Raw genomic sequence first — 17,405 nt, 5'->3', positions numbered from 1 at the left:
GTGGTTGACAGCTGTTCACCGGATCTGGTTAACATGTGTTCACCAACTCTGGACAGGGGAAATTCTGTGCGTTACCACGGCAAGACAGCACTCGTGACCGGTGCCAGCTCGGGCATCGGCGAGCAGTTCGCCCGTGACCTCGCCGCCCGGGGGACCGGCCTGGTGCTCGTCGCCCGCCGGGCCGACCGGCTCGAGGCGCTGGCCGGCGAACTGCGCGACGCGCACGGCGTACCCGTCACCGTGCTCGCCGCCGACCTGGCCCGGCCTCGCCCGGGTGCATCGGTGCGCGCGGCGCTGGCGGACCGGGGCATCGCCGTCGACATGCTGGTCAACAACGCGGGATTCGGGTCCATCGGGCCGTTCGCCGCGGCCGACGAGGCCTCGCTCAGCGACCAGATCGCGGTCAACGTGGCCGCGCTGACCGACATGACCCGGGCGTTCGTGCCCGACCTCGTCGCCTCGGGCGACGGGGTGCTGGTCAACGTGGCGAGCTTCGTCGGCTACCAGCCGGGGCCGGGCATGGCGGTGTACGCGGCGACCAAGGCGTACGTGCTCAGCTTCACCGAGGCGATCGCCCACGAGCTGCGCGGCGAGCCGGTACGGGTGCTGGCGCTCTCACCCGGGTCGACCCGCTCCGAGTTCTACGCGACGGCTCAGGGCAGCGAGGCGGGTCTGGCGTTCGAGACGCCGGAGCAGGTGGTGGCCACCGGGCTGCGGGCGCTCGACGCGGCCCGGACCCCGGCCCGGGTGATCTCGGGCCGGCGCAACCGGATGAACCACGCGATCCTGCGCGGCCTGCCCCGCCGCCTCGTGCTGGACATCATGGCCCGCAACACCCAGCCGGCGCACTGACAGCGGGGCTCAGAGCTCGCGGACGATCACGTCGGCCTGACGGGCCGGGCCCGGGCGTTCCTCCACGGTCCACTTCAGGTCACGCAGCGCGCCGAGCAGCTCGTCCACCGATGACGGGGCGACGCCGGCGAGCGCCAGGTCACGTACCATCCGGCCCTTGGTGGCCTTGTTGAAGTGGCTGACGACCGAGCGGCGCGGCTCGCCGTCGACGATCCGTTCGTGCAGCACGCGCAGCGCCAGGGAGCGCGGCCCCGGCGCCCACATCGCTGCGTAGGCGCCGCTGCGCAGATCGAGGACCAGCTCGTCCGCCGGCATGGCCCGGGTCAGGGCCGTCCTCCAGTACGGCGTGAGCCCACCGAGCCCGGGCAGCGTCACCCCGGCGGAGCACCGGTACGCGGGGATCCGGTCGCCGAGCCGCACCGCGCCCCACAGCCCGGAGAACACCACGGCCCGCTCGTCGACCCAGCCCCGGGCGGGACCGGGCAGCCCGGCGTGGTCGAGCGCCTCGTAGAGCACCCCGGTATACACCGAGGCGGCGGGCGCCGCGGCGGCGGTGACCAGGGCCGCGTTGCGGTGCAGTTCGTCGCGCTGACCGGCGCTGAGGCCCAGCGTCGCCAGCGAGTCGGCGACCGCGCGGGCACTGGTGCGCCTGCTCAGCGTGACGAGCCGGCTGAGCACCCGTTTGCGGGCGGTGGCGAGCCGGGGCAGCCAGAGCGTGGTGAGATCGGTGGGTTCCCCGGTGGCGGGTGCGGTCTTGCCCTCGGAGGGTGGCAACAGGATGAGCACGCCGAGACGTTATCGCCCGTCGTGCCCGCCCAGCGCATCGGCCACGGTCGGGTACACCACCAGCGCGGGGGACAGGCCCGCGGACTCCATCAGGCTGTGCAGCCAGGCGCTGGGCGCGGCCAGCCGGACCCAGCCACCCGTACGGTCCGCGGTGGTGTGGGCCACCACGAACGAGCTCAGGCCGGTGGAGTCGCAGAACTCGACCCCGGACAGGTCGACCACGATGTGCGGCGCCGGCCGGTCGAGGATCTGACCGAGCGTGGTGGACAGGACCGGGGCGGAGTCCAGGTCGAGGTTGCCCCGCACGGTGACGACGACGGACTCGTCCGGGTTGCCGAGGACGGACACGTGCACGGCGGGCCTCCAGGCATCGGCGGGTGTGGAAGCCCTTCTTCTGCCCACTCAGGAGCCCGGCGGAACCTGCGGCACGGTGATCGTCGTCTTCACCGTGGCCTGGTCGATCTCGGTGGTCCGGACGGTGAACGTGACCTCGTACGTGCCGGGGAGCGGGAACGTCAGCGTGCCCATCGCGTCGTTCCGGGGCGCCAGCGGCAGCATCGGCGCCGAGTACGCCTCGACGTCCTGGTCGCGCAGCCGGGTGGTGACGGTCCACTCCTGGGCCGCGAGCGGGCTGCCCTCGGGCGTGTAGGTGAACCCGTGCACGGTGTTGTTCTCCCCGATCTCGACGGGGTACACGGAGTACTGCAGCGTGAACAGGTCCGAGGTCAGCGTCTGCGAGACCCCCTTGGTCACCGGGCGGTTCTTCTCGTCGGTGACGTTGCGGCCGGGCGTGGTCTGCACCAGGACCGAGCTCAGGCCGAGCACCACGACGGTCGCCGCGACCTCGATGCCGACCGAGCGCCGCAACGCCGCCGGGCCGTGCGTGACGACCCGCGACCCGAGCACGAACCGGCGGGCCAGCGCGGCGACCCCCAGCACGGCGGCCAGCACGACGATCTTCGCGAGCAGGAGCTTCCCGTACGCCGTGGTCCACAGCGCCCCGACCGAGCCGACCTGGACCACGGCCTGCACCGCGCCGGCGCCGACCAGCCAGACCACCGACAGCGCGGCCCAGCGTGACCAGACCGGCAGGATCCGCCCCAGCACCCGGGGGTGGGCCCGGCGCAGCAGGAACACCGACAGCGTGACCAGTCCGCCCAGCCAGACCGCCATCGCGGCCATGTGCACGACGTCCGCGCCGACGATCACGGCCGGCAGCGGGGACTCGCCGGCGTGCCCGGTCAGCGGCCAGGTGGCCAGGCCGCCCAGACCGAGACCGATCAGGACGAGGGACCGCCACCGGCGCTGCTGCCCGCGCAGCACCGGGGGCAGCAGCGCGGCGACGGCGACCAGCACCGCGAGCCGCGCGAGCAGCGTCAGGCCGAACGGGCTGCCGAGCACGTCGGCGAGCTCCATGACCGAGACGTCCCAGAGCGGCGCGCCGCTGGCCGCCGGGGCCTGGACCCACAGAGCGCCGAGCGTGGCCACGGCGGTCAGCGCGAGCCCGGCCCGGGTCAGCAGGACCGGGCCGCGCCGGGACAGCCGCCGGGGCCAGAGCAGCGAGAGCAGCAGCGCCGGCCCGATGATCAGCGTCAGGCCCGCGTACCCGAGGGTGCGCAGCGTGGGCGTCGCGGCCGCGACCGACGGATGCACGCCCAGCGGATCGCTCTCGGCGGGCCGCGCCGAGGGTGCGCCGACCGAGAAGATCATCGCCCCGCCGACCGGATGGCTGTCGGCCGAGACGATCCGGTAACTGACGAGGTACGTGCCGAGCGGCTGATCGGCCTTGCGCAGCTGGATCCGCAGCAACGGCCCCTCGGTGGTGACCGTGCCGGTGACCCGCTTGCCGTCCGGCGCGAGGACCTGGGTGCGCCCCGGCACCACGGCGATGGTCTCGGAGAACCGCACCACGATCTCGTCCGGCGCCGACCGCACCACACCGCCCGGCTCGGGAACGGCGCTGAGCAGGGCGGCGTGCGCACTCGCGGGGGCGGCGGGCAGCACCAGCGCGGCGAACACGATCGTCAGCAGCGTGGCAAGACGGAACATCACAGCGGCCCCCCGACCGCGCACAGGTGTCACGGCAGGTAGTTCGGATCATCGGCGGGAAAGGTTCAATCCTGGCGTGGCGGCTTACCGATCGCCGGTGCCGGGTACGGGCGAGGATACGATCCCGGGCAGCAGCACGCCCACAAGGAGGCCCCTCGATGTCCGTGCACCCCCGCGCCGGCACGCCCGCCGATTCCCGCGACACCATCGATGTGCCCCGGGTGATCCTCAACTACTACACCGAGCACCCCGACCCCGGGGAGACCGCGCAGCGCGTCGCGTTCGGCACGTCCGGGCACCGCGGGTCCAGCCTGCGCACGGCGTTCAACGAGGACCACATCGTCGCCACCAGTCAGGCGATCGTCGAGTACCGCCGCGACCAGGGCACCGACGGCCCGCTGTTCCTCGGCCGCGACACCCACGCGCTGTCCGAGCCGGCGACGATCTCCGCGCTGGAGGTGTTCGCCGCCAACGACGTCACGGTGCTCATCGACAGCCGCGACGGTTACACCCCGACGCCGGCGGTGTCGCACGCGATCCTCACCTACAACCGGGGCCGCACGAGCGGGCTCGCCGACGGCGTGGTCGTGACACCGTCGCACAACCCGCCCGACGACGGCGGTTTCAAGTACAACCCGCCCAACGGCGGCCCGGCCGACACGGATGCCACGAAATGGATCCAGGACCGGGCCAACCAGCTCATCGCCGGGGGCCTCAAGGACGTGCGCCGGGTCAGCGCCGCCCGGGCCCGTACCTCCGATCTCGTCTCGGGGTACGACTTCCTGGCCACGTACGTCGACGACCTCGGCTCGGTCATCGACATGGACGCCATCCGCGCGGCCGGTATCCGGATCGGCGCCGACCCGCTCGGCGGTGCGTCGGTCGCCTACTGGGGCGAGATCGGCTCCCGGTACGACCTCGACCTGACCGTGGTCAACCCGGACGTCGACCCCACGTTCCGGTTCATGACGCTGGACTGGGACGGCAAGATCCGGATGGACTGCTCGTCGCCGTACGCGATGGCGTCGCTGATCGCCCAGAAGGACCGGTTCCAGCTGGCCACCGGCAACGACGCGGACGCCGACCGGCACGGCATCGTCACCCCCGACGCCGGGCTGATGAACCCCAACCACTACCTGGCCGTGGCGATCGACTACCTGTTCCGGGCCCGCACCGACTGGCCGGCCGCCGCCGCGATCGGCAAGACGCTGGTCTCCTCCTCGATGATCGACCGGGTCGCCGCCGACCTCGGCCGCCGCCTCGACGAGGTCCCGGTCGGCTTCAAGTGGTTCGTGCCGGGCCTGCTCGACGGCTCGGTCGGCTTCGGCGGTGAGGAGAGCGCCGGCGGGTCGTTCCTGCGCCGCGACGGCAGCCCGTGGAGCACCGACAAGGACGGCATCCTGCTCGACCTGCTGGCCTCGGAGATCCTCGCGGTCACCGGCCGCACGCCCAGCGAGCACTACACCGACCTGACCGCGAAGTTCGGCGCGCCCGCGTACGCCCGGATCGACGCCCCCGCCACCCCGGCGCAGAAGGCGGTCCTCGGCAAGCTCTCCCCGTCGCAGGTCAGTGCCAAGGAGCTGGACGGCGACCCGATCACGGCGGTGCTGACCACCGCGCCGGGCAACAACGCCCCGATCGGCGGCCTCAAGGTCGTCACGGAGTCCGGCTGGTTCGCCGCCCGGCCCTCCGGCACCGAGGACGTCTACAAGATCTACGCCGAGTCCTTCAAGGGCCCCGACGCCCTGGCCCGGATCCAGGAGGAGGCCAAGGCGGTCGTCTCCGCGGCCCTCGAGGGGTAACCGAAGTCTCAGCTCGGGCGGGGTACGGCCGACTGTTACACCGTGACCGCAGACGTTGCGCGCCGCCCGGGCCGACCCCGCCCCGTACCGCTGATCATGGCGGTGCTGGCGGTGGCCGGGGTGCTGGTGTGGCTGCTGACCGGTCACCCCGGGGCGCTGCGCCTCGGCTACGCGGGCGGCCCGGTGGCGCTGGCCGCCGCGTTCGTCGCGTGCCGGGGGATCGGTGCCCTGAGCGACGTGCCCGGGCCGGTCCGCGAGTTCTGGCGGATGTTCTCGTGGGCCGCGCTGAGCGTGGGCACCGGCGCCGGCGTCAGCTTCGCGATCAGCAACAACAAGCCCGGTCTGTCACCGTTCGTGGCCGTGCCGCAGGTGCTCGGCGTGGTCTTCTTCGTGCTCGCGTTCCTGCTGCTGCCCCGGGAACGGCGCAGCGCCCAGGCCTGGGCCCAGATGCTGCTCGACGGTCTCACCGTGTCGCTCGCCGGTGGCCTCATCTTCTGGTACGTCATCCTCGACCTCGCCGGCCCGTCGACCGACGCCGTCACCCAGCACGGTGCGGCGGCCGTCGGCGTCGGCGGCCTGATCGCCCTCGTGGTGATCGGGCGCGCCGCGATGAGCCCGGCCAGCGTCGTCGACGCCGTGGCGCTGCGCATCCTGGCCATCACCCCGCTCGCCGCCATCGCCGTCGCGGTGCTGCTCATCGCCGGCGGGGAGGCCGGCCGGTTGTGGATGTCGGTGCTGGCGGCGCCGGTCGTGGGCGTGTCGATGTGCCTCGCGGCGTACCGTCAGCGGGTCGTCCTGGCCCGCCCCGGCCGGTCCGTCGCGGCACCCGGCGGGCGCCGCCTGTACAACGCGCTGCCGCAGGTGGCGGTCGTCGCGACCGCGGCCCTGGTCGTCTTCGTCTCGGCCCGCCAGCTCGGCTGGGACCAGCGCATCGTCATCATCGGCGCGGTGCTGATCGCGGCGTGCGTGGTCGCGCGGCAGCTGATCGGGCTGCGGGCCACCGACCGCCTGCTGGTGGACATCCGGCGCCGGCAGGCCGAACTCACCCACCTGGCCCTGCACGACCCGCTCACCGGCCTCGCGAACCGCCACCGCTTCGCCACGGAACTGGCCGCCCGCCTCGCCGCGCACCGCCCGGCCACCGTGCTGCTCATCGACATCGACGACTTCAAACTGGTCAACGACACCATGGGCCACGTGGTCGGGGACCGGCTGCTGGTCGAGGTCGGCGAGCGGCTGCGCCAGAACTGCGCGGACACCCACCTGCCGTCCCGGCTCGGCGGCGACGAGTTCGCGGTGCTGCTCGGCGACGGCCCCACCACCGCCGAGGACGTGGCCGCCGGCCTGCTCGCCGCGCTCGCGGTGCCGTTCGTGGTCGGCGAGCACCAGCTGCTCGCCGGCGCCAGCCTCGGCATCGCCCCGGCCGGGCCCGGTGACAGCGGCGACGAGGTGCTGCGCAACGCCGACATCGCCATGTACGCCGCCAAGGCCGCGGGCAAGGCGGGCTGGGCCCGCTTCGAGCCGGAGATGCGCAACGAGGTCGTCAACCACGCCCGGGTCGGCAGCGAGCTGCACGACGCGCTCGTGCGCCACGAGCTGTACCTCGTGTACCAGCCCGTCTTCGACCTCACCACCGGGCGGATGTCCGGCGCCGAGGCCCTGGTCCGCTGGCACCACCCGGTCCGTGGCCACGTGTCCCCGGCAGAGTTCATCCCGGTCGCCGAACGCTCCGGCCTGATCGTCCCGCTCGGCGCCTGGGTGCTGCGCGAGGCCTGCGAACAGCTGGCCGCCTGGCGCGAGCGCTACGGCGACGCGTCCATCTGCTCGATCAACGTCAACGTCGCGGCCCGCCAGCTGCGCGACCCCCGCTTCGTGGACGAGGTCGCGGCGGTCCTCAACGACGCCGGCCTGCTGCCGGTCGACCTCGTCCTCGAGGTCACCGAGTCGTCCGTGGTCGAGGGCCGCCACGTCCGCGAGACCCTGACCGCGCTGCACGAGCTGGGCGTGCGCCTCGCGCTCGACGATTTCGGTACGGGCCAGAGCAGCCTCAGCCTCCTGCGCGCCTTCCCCGTCGACGTCCTCAAACTCGACAAGTCCTTCGTCGACGGCATCTGCGACGGCGAGGACCGGGGCAGACTGGCGGTCGCGGCGGCGGTCGCCCAGCTCGCGGAATATCTCGACCTGTACACCGTGGCCGAGGGCATCGAGACGGCCGCGCAGATGGAACGCCTGCGCACCATGGGCTACCGTCTGGGCCAGGGCTACCACATGGCCAGACCCCTGCCCCCGGCCGAGATGGCCGACCTGATGACCACCAACCTGCGAGCCGTCTCCCCGGCCACGGGCGCCGTCGCCGCGGGCTGAGGTACGACCACCCGTCGCCTGGCGTTGTCGAGCGGGGTTGACGGGGGCACGGTGTGCTGCTCGGGAAGACGACCAGTCAGCCGGCTGCCGGGACGGGGCTATCGGGCCGGTGGCAGGGATGCCGCGTGCAGGACGCGGGGGAGCAGGGCGCGGTGCGCGGCCGACAACGGGGGCCAGGCGTGGCGGGCCAGGCGGTGGCGGTAGTGCACGAACGTTGTCACCGTGACCCGGCCCGGGGTGGTCCGGGTGATGAGGTTGGCCGACAGCAGCCAGGACGTGGCCTCCATGCGGATCCAGTCGTCACCGCGGCCGCTCACCTGCCAGCCTGCCACGGTGGACGGTGCCCGCCGGCGGTCCAGGCGGAAGCCGAGGATGCCCCGCCAGATCACCAGCTGGCCGGCGTCGGGGACATCGCCGAATGTCGCGCGGGCCCATTGTTCCGGCGTGGCGGCCCGGTCTGTCTCCCGGGTGAAGCGGTCGGTGTAGTCGATGCCGGGCAGGGAACTGAGCTCGCGCGTGTCCGAGGGGCTCACCGCACGAGTCTAGGTCCCTGCACTGTGGTGCATTCGGCGCGACGGCCTGCGCGGTGACCGTGGGTTGACCGGGCGCAGGGCCCTCCAGCTGGGATTGTGCACCCGCGGGCGGGCACGGCGGATCGACGGCCGACGGCGGCGCGGTGCGAAGATCGGTCCAAAGGTACGCTCGCAGCGTGATGCGCGGCGAGATCTGGACCATCGGCAGCCGCACCGACCTGCGCTACCGGGTCCTTGTGCTCTCGGCCGACAGCTACAACGAGCGGGTGAACGCGTCGCCCTACTGTGCCCCGATCGTGCGCCAGCGCGGTGTCACGGAGCTCCCGCCGTACGCGGTGGCCCTCACCGAACAGGACCCGATCACCGGGGTCGTCGTGATCAACCGGATGCGGCGGCTGCCGGCCTCCATCGGTGCGGAACGGATCGGGATGGTGACCGGGGCGAGCATGGCCCGGCTCACGGAGGCGATGCGCAACCTCTTCGAGCTGTGAGCCGGGCCTCGCGTCATCAGGCGGCCCGGGTGCCGCTGAGGTGCTCGTAGGAACCGTTGAAGAACAGCAGCGGCTGGCGTCCCGGGGTGCTGTCCAGCTCCAGGACCCGGCCGATGGTCAGGTAGTGGTCACCGGTCTCCAGCTCCTGTTCGAGCCGGCAGTCGATGGACGCGAGCGCGCCCTCGAGCAACGGGCTGCCGGTGACGCCCGGGCGCCACTCGACGCCGCGCCACTTGTCCGTACCGGAGCGGGAGAACTGTTCGCACAGCGGGCGCTGGCTCGCCTCGAGGATGTTGACGGCGAACGAACCCGACTGCCGGATCCGCGGGTACGACGTCGAGTTGAGCGACGGCGAGAACGCGATCAGCGGCGGGTCCAGCGACAGGCTGAAGAACGACTGGCAGGTCATCCCGACCGGCTCACCGTCGACGACGGCGGTGATGATCGTGACGCCCGAGGCGAAACCGCCCAGGACCCGGCGGAACTCGCGGCTGGGGATCGGGACATCAGGCACGGCCGGCCTCCAGGCGTCCCTTGATGGCCGCGCGGAGCACGGTGGCCGCGCCCTCGCCCCAGGCCGCGGTGATCTCGTCGAGCTGGTCCATCCTCGGCATCACCATGTACAGGCCGCGGGCCGGCACGGTGGCGCCGAGCTCGACCAGCAGCGGGCGCAGGAAGTTCTCCACGCTCAGCGCGTGCAGGCTCGCGGCGCCGGTCATCACCGGGATCGCGACGACGCCGGCCAGGCCGTCGTTGCCGTAACGGTCGAGGAACGCCTTGAGCAGGCCGGTGTACGTGGCCTTGTACGTCGGCGACGCGACGATCAGCACGTCACTGCCGGCGACGGCCCTGCCGAGCTCGTCCACCGTCTCGTCCGGCCAGGTGAACAGCGACCCGGCGACCTCGGCGAGGTCGATGACGAGCCGTTCGGTGGTCTCACCCGGCAGCAGCTTCTCCACGACCGCGGCGACCGATTCGGCGGTCTGCAGGGTGCGGGACTGCGGCTTGGGGTTACCCACCACGATGGCGATCTTCATAGTGCTTTCCTTTACGTGAGGGGCCGTACTAGCGTCTCGAGCTTTCCGTCGCCGGTGTAGACGCGGACCTCGATGCCGAGGTCGCGCGCGGCCTTGGTGCTCCACCCCGAGGGGCTGAAGACCTGGGCGACCGTCTCGGTCACGCAGAGCACGATGCGGCTCTGCGGGAACAGGGCGGTGCGCAGCCAGGTCAGCTTGAACATGTCCGCGAGCACCTTGTTGCGGTGCTGGGACCGGAACGTGCCCTGGTTGCCGATCATCTGAATGAGCACGGTGTTCGCCTCGTCGGCGCCCTCGATCTCGAGCCAGGTGCCGTCGTCCAGGTCGATGGACCGGGGCCGCAGCTCGACGCCGAACGTCGTGCTGAGCTCCAGCAGCATGGCCCGCTCGATACTGTCGGGGCCGAAGCGCCGCCAGCCTCGTTCGGGTACGGGACCTGGTTCGTTGGCGTCCTCTGACATGGTCATCAGACTACGGCTCCGCACCAGGATATCGATCATCGCAGCCCCTCGGCGAGCATCCGCCGGCCCTCACGCTCGTCGGCCAGCATCTGTTCGACCAGGGCTGCTGTCGACTCGAAGCGGACCTGCCCGCGGATCATCGTGATGATCTCCACTTCGGCGGCGCTGCCGTACATGTTCTCGTCGACGTCCAGGACGTAGGCCTCGGCGGTGCGCCCGCCGGGGCCGAATGTCGGGTTGGTACCCACCGAGAGCAGTGCCGCGGTGGGTGATTCCCAGCCCGCGAGGCGGAACCACGCGAGGTACACGCCGTCCTCGGGCAGCAGGTGGGGCTCGGTCACGTCCAGGTTCGCGGTCGGGAAGCCCATCGGCTTGCCCCGCCCGGCGCCGTGCACCACGCGCCCGGCGATGGTGATCCGTGCGGCGGTCACCGTGCACCGGCCAGGGCCGGGACGCGGCGGGGGAGTGCGACGATCAGGCCCCCCACGGAGACGACCACGAGGACGGCCAGCACCGCGCACGCCGCGAGGTTGCCGGCCACCCCGGCGACGGCGAACACCGTCACCGGACCGACCGCGGCGCCCAGGTCACCGGCGGTCCTGGTGAGCCCGACGATGCCCCCGGCGGCGGCCGCCGGGAAGGCGTCCCCGGTGATCACCCCGGGCAGGATCCCGGCCACGCCGGTGCCGACGGAGTACACCACGATCGCCGCCGCGAAGCCCACCGGCACGTGCAGCAGCGGCAGCACCGCGAGTCCCGCACCGGCGGCGAGCCCGGCCGGGAGCAGCAGCCGGGTCCGTGCCCCGCGGTCGACCCACCGGCCGACCAGCGGCATCGCCGCGAGGCTGACCAGGGTGCCGGCCGCGGTGGCCAGCCCGAGCGTGAACGGGGTCAGCCCGCCGGTGTCGTACGCCATCACCGGGACCAGGCCCTGCTCCCCGGCGAAGCGGGCGAAGAACGTCGCGAACGACAATCCGCAGAGCGCCACCAGCAGCGGGGTCCGTCCGGTGCCCCGCCAGCTGCCCTTCGTGACGCCGGACGGCGACGCCGCGGGGGCGGGGGCGACCCAGTAGTGCGCCGCCGGCCGGGCGGCGTCCCAGAGCAGGCACGCCAGGATCGGCAGCGCCGCCACCGCGAACGTCCAGGCCGGCCCGATCAGGCCGACGATCGCCCCGCCCAGCACCGCCCCGGCCGCCGCGGCGCTCATCTGCACCACGGTGGCGGTGGCCATCACCGAACCGCGCTTGCCGGCCGGGGCCCCCGCGACCAGCACGGCGAACCCGATCGTCACCGCGGCCCCACCGAGCACACCCGCCACGAGCCGCAGCCCGATCAGCGCGGCACCCGTGTGGGCCAGCCCGGTCAGGGCCGTCACCGCGGCGAGCGCGAGCGACACCACCCGCAGGTACGGCCGGGCGGACAGGCGCCGCAACGCCAGCCCGGCCGGGATGTTGGCGATGACCCGCCCGACGCCGAACGCGGTGACCACGGTGCCGAGCAGGCCGGCCGCGATGCCGTAGCTGTCGAGATACAGCGGCAGCACCGGGACGACCACGCCCCAGGTCATCTGGGCCGTGCCGATCATGGCGCAGATCAGCACGGTCTGTTCGAGGCTCGGCGTGGACGCCGCCGGCGGTGGTGCGATCGTGGCGCTGGACATCAGACCGCGAGGTTCTCGCGCAGGGTCTTGCCGGGGTAGCGGGGCGCCAGTGCCCCACGGCGGCGCAGCTCCGGCACCAGCAGCTCGGAGATGTCGGCGTACCCGCCCGGCATGGCCAGCGGGCTGGACAGCATGTAGCCGCCCCGCGCGCCGGTCGCCGCGAAGTTCTCCTCGAGGATCCCGGCGACGGTGCCCGGGTCGCCGCACACGGTGTGGTCCATGCCGGTGGCGCTGGTCCAGCCGTGCTCGAAGAACTCGGTGCGGCTCATCGTGTAGTCCTCGCCGTGCTCGCCGATCAGCTTGCCGATCAGCCCGCCCGGGGAGGCGTTCGCCGCGGCCGCCTGCGCCTTGAGCTCGCCCAGCGGGAACGACGCCGGGAGCTGGGAGAAGTCGATACCGGCGTTGTGCGCCAGGTACGCGCCGACCGCCTCCTCGCTCCAGAAGTTCAGCACCTCGCCGCGACGGGCCTCGGCCTCGTCCTTGGTCCGGCCCACGATGACCTGGGTGGCCCAGAGGATGCCCACGGCCGCCGGGTCCCGGCCCTGCTCGGTGAGTGCCGTGTCGAGCATGGTGCGGTGCCGCTGCTGCGAGGCCAGGTTGCCGCCGAACCCGAAGATCAGGTCGGCGAACCGGGCCGACGCGGCGATGCCCCGCGGTGAGTTGCCGGCCTGGACCAGCACCGGCGCCACCTGCGGGCTGGGCACGCTGGGCAGCGGGCCCTTGACGTCGAAGAAGCGCCCGTGGTGGTCGATCGCGCGCACCTTCGCCGGGTCCGCGAAGCGGCCGGTCTCCCGGTCCCGCACGATCGCGTCCGGTGCCACCGAGTTCCACAACGCCTGGCAGACGTCGATGAACTCTTCCATCCGCTCGTAGCGTTCACCGTGGGCCATGAGCTGCTCGAAGCCGTAGTTCGCGGCGTCCGCGCCCCGGGTGGAGGCCACCACGTTGAACGCGATGCGCCCGCCGGTGACGTGGTCCAGCGAGTTGAGCAGCCGGGCCACGTAGAACGGGTGCATGAACGTCGACGAGTACGTCAGGCCGAAGCCGATGTGTTCGGTGGCGGTGGACATGGCCGCGATGATCGGGCTCATGTCGTGGCGCGGCCACTGGACGCCCCACTCGACGGCGGCGTCGATCGAGCCCTTCCAGGTGTCCGGGATGCCGGTGCCGTCGCCGAAGAAGAGCATCTCGATGCCCGCGCGCTCGGCGGTGCGGGCCAGCTCCATGTACATCCGGGTGTCGGGGAAGTCCATCCCCACCCAGGAGCCGGTCCGGGCCCACTTGCCCTCGGTGTGCGAGAAGGAGAGGTCGAGCGCGAGGTGCATGCCGCTCATGGGGTGACCTCCTTCGCCGCGAACAGTTTGGTGAGCTCGCCGCTGTCGGTGAGGACGGCGACGTTGAGGGCGAGCTGCGCGAGGGCGGCCTCGTGCACCTCCGGGTCGTACGCGGCGACCGCGTCCTGAGGGATCAGGACCGGCCACTCCAGCTGGAACGCGTCGGTGGCCGTGGCGGCCACGCAGCACTCCGTGGTGAGCCCGCAGACCGCGAGCCAGCCGATGCCGGCGTCGCGCAGCTGCTGCTCCAGGGTGGTGCCGAGGAAGCCGCTGTAGCCACGCTTGACGACCCGGATCTCGTCGTCCTGCGGGGCCATGCCGTACCACTCGGCACCGGTGGTGCCCAGCACACAGGGCTCCTCCGGACCGTACGGGGCGTCCGGGTCCCCGCCGCGCAGCCACTGACTGGCCCGCCAGCGGTTCTCCGGCTCGCTGCCCAGCTCCACCCACACCACCGGCACGCCGGCGTCACGGGCGATCCGGACCAGGTCCGCGATCCCCTCGACGGCGCCGGCGACCGCCTTCAGGTCGGGCTGGTAGTCCGCGATCATCACCGGGTCGGCGAAGGAGCGCTGCACGTCCACCACGACCAGGGCCGGCCGGGCCGGCAGCGTCGCGAGCTGCTGGTCGCGCAGCGCGCTCACTGCGCTGCTCGTAGCGCCGGCAGGACGGTCTCGCCGAACGGGAGGAGATCGGCGTGGTAGTCCGGGAAGATCAGCATGAGGCCGTCGAGCTCCGCCTCGGTGGTGATCCGCTGGATGTGCTCGGTGACCTTCTCGACCCCGCCGGTCACGTACGGGCTCTGGAAGGCCTCCTTGCCGCTGGCGCCCTCGGCCCACGCCCGCGCGGTGTCGGCCGGGATGCCCCAGGAGGTACGCATGTTGAACAGCGCCTCCTTGTCGAGACCCTCGCTGTACCGGGCGGCCTTGGCCTCGGCCGCCGCGTCGGTCTCGTCCAGCACCACGGTCAGCATCGAGTACGTCTTGACCGTGCGCCCGTGCTCCTCGGCCTTGCGGTGCACGTCGCGGCTGAAGTCGCGCATCTGCTCCATGCTGTCGGCGCTGAGGAACGCACCGTCGGCGTACTTCGCCTGGAAGCTGCGGCCCTGCTCGGAGCGGCCGGCGCTGATGATCGAGGGGCGGGTGGCCGGGTGCGGGCGCGACTCGCACTCGTCGAGGGTGAAGAAGTCACTCTTCATCGTGACCTTGTCCTCGGTCCAGAGCCGTGACACGGCCTGGGTCCACTCCTCGGTCATCCGGTACCGCTCGGCGTGCGAGAGCGTCGGGTCCCAGAGGCCCATCTGCTCGAACTCCGCCGCGTACGCGCCGTTGACGATGTTCATGCCGGCCCGGCCACCGGAGACGTCCTGCAGCGTGGTGAACATCTTCGCCGCGATCGCGGGGTGATGCACGTTGGCGTGCATCGTCGCCCAGATCTTGACCGTCGAGGTGGCCTCGGCGAGCGCCGACATCAGCGTCATCGACTCGAGAGTCTGACCCCAGTGGTCGGTGGTGCCGCCGAAGCCCTTCCACTTGGCCATCGACATGATGAAGTCGAGGCCGATGGCCTCGGCGTCCACGGCTACCTTGCGGTTGTAGGCGTAGGTGGCCTCGGGGTGCGGTGCTGTCTCCGAGAGCATCCATCCGCCGTTGCCGATGGGCAGGAAGACTCCGTATTCCTTCGCCGACATGGGGTCCGGCTCCTTTCGTGGTTCCGCTGGTCCGGCCCGTGTTACGGGGCGGGCCAGATCAGCTTGTCGCCGTCGTAGATGTTCTTGATGTACTGCGGCGAGAAGTCGCCCTGCGCGTCTTCCGGGCTGATCTTCGTGTTGGCGTACTCGTTGAGCATGTTCGCCAGCGCGGAGACGTTGTCCGTGTCGATCGTGCCGAGTGGGACACCGGGCTTGCGGTTGTCCTGGACGACCTTGGACTCGGTCTGCCAGATACCGGTGTTGGCGCCTTCGTCGTACGGGAACTCCGCGTAGTCGGCCTTGCTGTACCCGGCCGCGGCGCTGACGCATTCGGCGGCCTTCTGCACACAGTATTCGTACGCGTGCAGAGCGGCGCGGAGTACGTCCTCGACCGCGGTCGGGTTCTTCTCGGCGAATTCCGGGTTGACCGCCATGGCGCCCATGGACGCGGGCACCTGGTAGTCGTACGGGCGCCACACGGTGACGTCCTTGCCCTGCGCCTTGAGCTGGGCCGGCTCGTTGGAGATGAAGCCGGTCAGCGACTTGACGTCGCCGGCGGGCAGCACCGACGGGTCGTACCCGACCGTGGTCTGCTGGATCGAGTCGTACTTCGCGCCGGCCTTGACCAGCATGGCCTGGACACCGAGGGGCATGGCGCCCTTCTGGCCCAGGGTGCTGTTGTTGAGCTTCTTGAGGTCCTTCACGTCGGGCATGGTCATGAGGATCTCGAGACCGACGTTGGAGTAGGACGAGATGCCCTGGATCTCGATGTAGTTCGCGTTCGAGAGCAGCACGTCCTCCTGGCTGACCGGGCTGAACTGAACCTGGTCGGCGGAGAGGAGCTTGGTGTTGCGCACGGTGTCGCCTGTGCCCCCCTGCAGGGTCACATTGAGGCACAGGTCGTCGAAATAACCGAGCTTCTCCGCCGCCGCGTACTCCAGGATCGACGCCGAGGCCTGCCACTGGTAACCGGACAGGTAGACGATCTCGCCGGCGGCCTTGTTCTTCTCGCACCGCTCCGGCGAGATCAAGGCCCCGGGTGACCGGGTCGATCCTGACCCCGCGTCGCCCGAGGTGCAGGCGGCGCCTGAGGCGACCAGGACGGCCGATGTGGCCAGGGCCAGCGTAGTGCGGATGCGATTGGCCGACATGGTGTCCGGCTCCCTTCTGTTGCCTTACTGGAGAGCTGCCTGACGCCTTACGGTGCGGGCCAGATCAGCTTGTCGCCGTTATAGATGTTCTTGATGTACTGCGGAGCGAATTCTGCCTGAGCGTCCGCGGCGACAATTTTGGTACCCGTGTAGGTGTTCAACATCTCCACGAGCGCGTCGATGTTGGCGGTGTCGATGGAGCCCAGCGGCGTGCCGGCCTTGACGCCTTCCTTGACGACGCCGACCTCGGTCTCCCAGATGCCCTTGTTCGACTTCTCGTCGTAGCCGGCGCCGGTCAGGTCGGACGCGGCCTTGACGCACTCGTCGGCCTTGGTGCCGCAGTACTCGTACGCGTGCAGGGCCGCGCGGAGCACGTCCTCGACCGCGGTGGGGTTCTTCGCGGCGAAGTCGGGGTTGACCGCCATGGCGCCGAGCGAGCCCGGGACCTGCTGGTCGAACGGGCGCCACACGGTGACGGCCTTGCCCTGCGCCTTGAGCTGGTTCGGCTCGTTGGAGATGAAGCCGGTCAGCGACTTGACCTGGCCACGCGGCAGGATCGACGGGTCGTAGCCGACCACGACCTGCTTGATCGACTTGTAGTCCGCGCCGGCCTTGACCAGCATGGCCTGCACGCCGATCGGCATGGCGCCCTTCTGGCCCAGCGTGGTGCCGTTGAGCTGCTTCAGGTCGGTGACGTCGGGCATGGTCATGAGGACCTCGAGGCCGACGTTCGAGTACGACGAGATGCCCTGGACCTTGATGTTGTTGGCGTTCGCCGTGAGCACGTCCTGCTGGCTGACCGGGCTGAACGTGACCTGGCCGGCGGCGAGCAGCTTGGTGTTCTGCGCGGTGTCACCGGTGCCGGGCTGCATCTTGACGTTGAGGCACAGCGACTTGAAGAAGCCGAGCTTGTCCGCCGCGGCGTACTCCAGGATCGAGGCCGAGGCCTGCCACTGGTAGCCGGACAGGTAGGTGATCTCGCCGGCGGCCTTGTTCTTCTCGCACCGCTCGGCGGAGATGGCGGACCCGGCCGAGGCGGCGGGCGAGCCCTCGGCGTCGTCGTCCGTCGAGCAGGCGGCGGTCATGAGCAGCGCCGCTGACGCTGCCACGGCCACGGCGGCACGGATCGGGTATCTCATGGTTGGAACTCTCCCGGGGGGTTTTGTGCGGGCAGGACGAACCTGCCGCCCATCGT

18 protein-coding genes are annotated in these 17,405 nt (G+C 71.5%); 4 read left to right on the top strand and 14 right to left on the bottom strand.

Translation table 11 applies throughout. The features are described from left to right. Positions 1-66 precede the first annotated feature (66 nt). Positions 67-852: an SDR family NAD(P)-dependent oxidoreductase gene (locus ACIA6A_RS19280; protein ID WP_396099057.1), complete on the top strand. Its 786-nt coding sequence runs from the start codon at positions 67-69 to the stop codon at positions 850-852. A gap of 9 nt (positions 853-861) precedes the next feature. On the opposite strand, the gene ACIA6A_RS19275 is transcribed toward ACIA6A_RS19280, so the two are convergent. From ACIA6A_RS19275 to ACIA6A_RS19265, 3 genes are read right to left on the bottom strand one after another with little or no spacing between them, the layout of a single operon-like run. After that, positions 862-1,638: a YaaA family protein gene (locus ACIA6A_RS19275; RefSeq protein WP_396099056.1), complete on the bottom strand. Its 777-nt coding sequence runs from the start codon at positions 1,636-1,638 to the stop codon at positions 862-864. A gap of 9 nt (positions 1,639-1,647) precedes the next feature. Continuing rightward, on the bottom strand, positions 1,648-1,992 hold the full coding sequence (locus ACIA6A_RS19270; RefSeq protein WP_396099055.1) for an STAS domain-containing protein: 345 nt from the start codon (positions 1,990-1,992) through the stop codon (positions 1,648-1,650). A gap of 48 nt (positions 1,993-2,040) precedes the next feature. Beyond that, complete coding sequence (locus ACIA6A_RS19265; RefSeq protein WP_396099531.1) at positions 2,041-3,687, bottom strand: copper resistance protein CopC; 1,647 nt, start codon at positions 3,685-3,687, stop codon at positions 2,041-2,043. A gap of 158 nt (positions 3,688-3,845) precedes the next feature. Here ACIA6A_RS19265 and pgm point away from each other — a divergent pair, with 158 nt between their 5' ends. Beyond that, entirely contained in the window at positions 3,846-5,489 is a 1,644-nt protein-coding gene (gene pgm, locus ACIA6A_RS19260) for a phosphoglucomutase (alpha-D-glucose-1,6-bisphosphate-dependent) (RefSeq protein WP_396099054.1), read from the top strand. A 42-nt stretch (positions 5,490-5,531) separates the two neighbouring features. Further along, positions 5,532-7,853: a putative bifunctional diguanylate cyclase/phosphodiesterase gene (locus tag ACIA6A_RS19255; RefSeq protein WP_396099053.1), complete on the top strand. Its 2,322-nt coding sequence runs from the start codon at positions 5,532-5,534 to the stop codon at positions 7,851-7,853. 98 nt (positions 7,854-7,951) lie between these two features. Here ACIA6A_RS19255 and ACIA6A_RS19250 read toward each other — a convergent pair whose 3' ends face one another. Continuing rightward, complete coding sequence (locus ACIA6A_RS19250) at positions 7,952-8,386, bottom strand: hypothetical protein (protein ID WP_396099052.1); 435 nt, start codon at positions 8,384-8,386, stop codon at positions 7,952-7,954. Positions 8,387-8,565: 179 nt separating this feature from the next. On the opposite strand from ACIA6A_RS19250, the gene ACIA6A_RS19245 reads away from it, so the two are divergent. Then, positions 8,566-8,877, top strand: coding sequence for a type II toxin-antitoxin system PemK/MazF family toxin (locus ACIA6A_RS19245; RefSeq protein WP_396099530.1), 312 nt, complete (start codon positions 8,566-8,568; stop codon positions 8,875-8,877). Between the two features lie 16 nt (positions 8,878-8,893). Here ACIA6A_RS19245 and ACIA6A_RS19240 read toward each other — a convergent pair whose 3' ends face one another. The 10 genes from ACIA6A_RS19240 to ACIA6A_RS19195 are packed head-to-tail and all read right to left on the bottom strand — an operon-like array spanning position 8,894 to position 17,349. Continuing rightward, positions 8,894-9,391, bottom strand: coding sequence for a flavin reductase family protein (locus ACIA6A_RS19240; RefSeq protein ID WP_396099051.1), 498 nt, complete (start codon positions 9,389-9,391; stop codon positions 8,894-8,896). Continuing rightward, positions 9,384-9,914: an NADPH-dependent FMN reductase gene (locus ACIA6A_RS19235; protein ID WP_396099050.1), complete on the bottom strand. Its 531-nt coding sequence runs from the start codon at positions 9,912-9,914 to the stop codon at positions 9,384-9,386. Before ACIA6A_RS19235 ends, ACIA6A_RS19240 begins: the two co-directional genes overlap by 8 nt. Before the next feature lie 11 nt (positions 9,915-9,925). Beyond that, positions 9,926-10,375, bottom strand: coding sequence for a hypothetical protein (locus ACIA6A_RS19230; protein ID WP_396099049.1), 450 nt, complete (start codon positions 10,373-10,375; stop codon positions 9,926-9,928). Positions 10,376-10,410: 35 nt separating this feature from the next. Beyond that, positions 10,411-10,806 carry a riboflavin kinase gene (locus ACIA6A_RS19225; RefSeq protein WP_396099048.1) on the bottom strand — a complete coding sequence of 132 codons (396 nt, stop codon included), beginning with the start codon at positions 10,804-10,806 and terminating at the stop codon, positions 10,411-10,413. Then, positions 10,803-12,035: an MFS transporter gene (locus tag ACIA6A_RS19220; protein ID WP_396099047.1), complete on the bottom strand. Its 1,233-nt coding sequence runs from the start codon at positions 12,033-12,035 to the stop codon at positions 10,803-10,805. Before ACIA6A_RS19220 ends, ACIA6A_RS19225 begins: the two co-directional genes overlap by 4 nt. After that, complete coding sequence (locus ACIA6A_RS19215) at positions 12,035-13,369, bottom strand: NtaA/DmoA family FMN-dependent monooxygenase (RefSeq protein ID WP_396099046.1); 1,335 nt, start codon at positions 13,367-13,369, stop codon at positions 12,035-12,037. Before ACIA6A_RS19215 ends, ACIA6A_RS19220 begins: the two co-directional genes overlap by 1 nt. Beyond that, complete coding sequence (locus ACIA6A_RS19210; RefSeq protein WP_396099045.1) at positions 13,366-14,013, bottom strand: cysteine hydrolase family protein; 648 nt, start codon at positions 14,011-14,013, stop codon at positions 13,366-13,368. The genes ACIA6A_RS19215 and ACIA6A_RS19210 overlap by 4 nt, the downstream gene beginning before the upstream one ends. Then, complete coding sequence (locus ACIA6A_RS19205) at positions 14,010-15,059, bottom strand: LLM class flavin-dependent oxidoreductase (RefSeq protein WP_396099044.1); 1,050 nt, start codon at positions 15,057-15,059, stop codon at positions 14,010-14,012. The genes ACIA6A_RS19210 and ACIA6A_RS19205 overlap by 4 nt, the downstream gene beginning before the upstream one ends. Before the next feature lie 41 nt (positions 15,060-15,100). Continuing rightward, positions 15,101-16,210 carry an ABC transporter substrate-binding protein gene (locus ACIA6A_RS19200; RefSeq protein ID WP_396099043.1) on the bottom strand — a complete coding sequence of 370 codons (1,110 nt, stop codon included), beginning with the start codon at positions 16,208-16,210 and terminating at the stop codon, positions 15,101-15,103. Between the two features lie 47 nt (positions 16,211-16,257). After that, a complete protein-coding gene (locus ACIA6A_RS19195; RefSeq protein ID WP_396099042.1) occupies positions 16,258-17,349 on the bottom strand; it encodes an ABC transporter substrate-binding protein in 1,092 nt (363 codons plus the stop codon). Between the last annotated feature and the right edge of the window lie 56 nt (positions 17,350-17,405).

The sequence above is a fragment of the Actinoplanes sp. NPDC051494 genome, assembly GCF_044454705.1.
Classification (GTDB): domain Bacteria; phylum Actinomycetota; class Actinomycetes; order Mycobacteriales; family Micromonosporaceae; genus Actinoplanes.
The sequence above is the reverse complement of the archived record's forward strand: the minus strand, read 5'-3'. Positions and strand labels throughout refer to the sequence as shown.